Source organism: Embleya scabrispora DSM 41855 (genome assembly GCF_000372745.1).
Lineage (GTDB): Bacteria > Actinomycetota > Actinomycetes > Streptomycetales > Streptomycetaceae > Embleya > Embleya scabrispora.
In genome coordinates this window covers 1-1,945 of the sequence record NZ_KB889643.1, presented here as the reverse complement: position 1 = coordinate 1,945, position 1,945 = coordinate 1, and the positions used below count along the sequence as shown (strand labels likewise).

The following is a 1,945-nucleotide window of genomic DNA, read 5'->3' as shown; positions in this document are numbered from 1 at the left end:
CGACATCTCGAAGCGTGAAGAACGGCCGCGTCACGTGCCGCCGGTTCCCGGGTATCTCAGCAGGTCGAGTGACCTACGACGTTAAACGCCAAGCTCAGAGCATGTCACTCAGCTGCAGTCTCAAGGGCGGGTCATTTCTTGGGCCGGAGTTCGTTGGTATCTACGGGTTCTCTAGAACCAGTCCAGCGACTGGCCGTGCGGGCCGGCGAAAGCCATCGGCTGTTCGTCCAGGGCCAGAGTGAACACCGCTCGGTCCGGCGGTGCAGAGCGCGGAAGTCGGGCCTCAACAGTCGGCAAGATGTGGGGTCCCTCGTTCGTGATCCAGTGACCCGGAATGCATCGCATCGTCTCAGTGAAGGCACTCCGGGCTTCGCTCGACAGGTAGACCAGGACCGCGCTGTGGAAGACCACCGGCGTGGCCCCCCGAGGCGCCTGGGAAACCAGTTCCCGGACCGCCTGGTTGAGATCCCCCCGGACAAGGTGCGGGGGCTCGGCTTGCGCAATGCGTGCGGCGTTTCGCAGCCGATCCAACCGATCACGCTGCTCGGGCCAGACCAAACACTCCAGCCAGTGCATGTCGTCGGCATCACGGACGTCGAGGGGATTGAGGTCGATGCCGGCCCGCCAGGCAACGGTAGGCACCCGTTCCGGAAACGGCATGGGACCGGCGGTACGGCAGGTCAGGGAGATCGGGCCGGCGGACGGTCCCAAGGGAGGCCGGTCGTCGTACCGGTACTGGTAGAGGTCGGGGTACAGACACAGGCCGGCCGAGGCACCGACCTCGATCAAGGCAAGCGGTTGAGGCAGGGAGGCCAGGAGTGGGAGCAACGTGGCGCATCTGCCGGGTTCGTTGGTCTGCGTGCGACGTCGCTGCATGGTCGCGCTCACCTGATCCCAGTGAGTGGTGACCCATGAGCGGAAAGGGCGATAGCCCTTCATAGGTCCCCCGAGGAACCGCACGGCGGCCAGGAGCAGGTTCGGCTGCCTCTTCGGTTCGGGCAACTGGTCGATGAGTGCGATCAGCTCCTCGTCGTCGGCAGCCCGGCCGGTCAATTCCTCGTAGATCGCGGAGTGTCCGTGAGCTTCTCTGGTCGCAAAAGCCCTGTACCGCTGCGCAGTCTCCACCATGTGTCCCTTCGCCTGCATTGATCTTCGCAGGGACAGGTCGCCGAAGGAGGAGTGAATCCTGGGTTGTCTCGTACCTCACAACTCGCTGCCGGCATCCGCGACCGCTCTACCAAAACGGCACTCGAACGAGGTACGGCAGCGACCTGCGTGTCCTGTCGCAATGCAGACGGCGATTGAGACGCCTACGACCTGGGCGGTTGCCATGTCGTTTGAGAACACGAGTTCCGCTGTTCGCAAACGACATGGCTTTTGCGGAAGTGGTGGTAGAGCGAATCGTGGGTGCCGAGGGTGCTGTAGTGCCGCGCGAAACGGCTCGCCAGTTCGGCTGCGGTCGGCAGGCGGAACGCTCGAGCGCCGAAGCCGGACTCCGTAACGGGGTGGATCCGGAGATCGACGGGCGTCTCGTTCGTCTTGCGTTCACGGATGATCGGGTCGGCCGTGTTTCGAGCCGGCACCAGACCCGGGGGCGCCCGCCGGGCCGGCCACCTGCCGGAGTTTGATCGCTCCCGCGCCGTTGTCAGGGCCGGAGTTGCCGTGCCTGCGGGTCAAAGCAGTTGAGGCCCAGCGACGCGGCAACCTCCGTTGCGTAGGCGGATGCCTCCTCGGCCCTGCTCCAGCTCATGGGGAAGTAAATCAGCGGGCCGCAGGCAGCGCCGATCAGCGGCCCCGCCGACCAGGGCGAGTCCTCGGCAACCGCGCCCTGGACCTCCTCGACGAGATCTACTCCGGCCGCGGACTCGACCACGTCCGCGACACCGTCATCCTCCTCGCACCCCACCGCAACGTGCCCGCCGTGCGCGACCACCTCGACAAGGCC

General features: G+C 65.7%; 2 protein-coding genes. Both read right to left on the bottom strand.

Annotated features, from left to right (window positions below):
- Positions 1–171: 171 nt before the first annotated feature.
- A complete protein-coding gene (locus tag A3IC_RS0115395) occupies positions 172–1,128 on the bottom strand; it encodes a DUF2332 domain-containing protein (RefSeq protein ID WP_205354598.1) in 957 nt (318 codons plus the stop codon).
- Between the two features lie 517 nt (positions 1,129–1,645).
- Entirely contained in the window at positions 1,646–1,933 is a 288-nt protein-coding gene (locus tag A3IC_RS0115390; RefSeq protein WP_425387337.1) for a hypothetical protein, read from the bottom strand.
- Between the last annotated feature and the right edge of the window lie 12 nt (positions 1,934–1,945).

Coding starts and splice junctions, on each gene's coding strand:
- A3IC_RS0115395 (WP_205354598.1), bottom strand. CDS start 1,128: ATGGTGGAGACTGCGCAGCGGTACAGGGCTTTTGCGACCAGAGAAGCT.